This window comes from Bradyrhizobium sp. Kon69 (assembly GCF_055807515.1).
Window position 1 is genome coordinate 1 of record NZ_JBVVOS010000408.1, and the last position, 261, is coordinate 261.

The window sequence follows — 261 nt, forward strand, 5'->3', positions numbered from 1 at the left end:
CTCGCCAGAGGCCGGGGCAGGGAAGTACCCGCTGAGTGTGGTCGCCGTGCTCGTCGCGCTGTTCCTTGCCGCCATGGACAGCACGGCGGTCAGCACCATCCTGCCGCAGATCAACGCCCAGATGCAGGACACCACCCTGTTTCCCTGGGTGGTTTCCGGCTTCCTGCTGCCGCTGGCCCTGGTCGCGCCGCTGGCGGGCGCACTCGCCGATCGGTTCGGAGTCGGCGCGATGATGAAGGTCAGCCTGTGTGTGTTCATTGT

The 261-nt window shown here is 66.7% G+C and carries 1 protein-coding gene; it reads left to right on the forward strand.

Annotated features, from left to right (window positions below; all coding sequences use genetic code 11):
• Positions 1-37: 37 nt before the first annotated feature.
• Positions 38-261: MFS transporter (locus tag AC0L3U_RS39610; protein WP_473365151.1), on the forward strand; the 224-nt coding region annotated here is incomplete at its 3' end.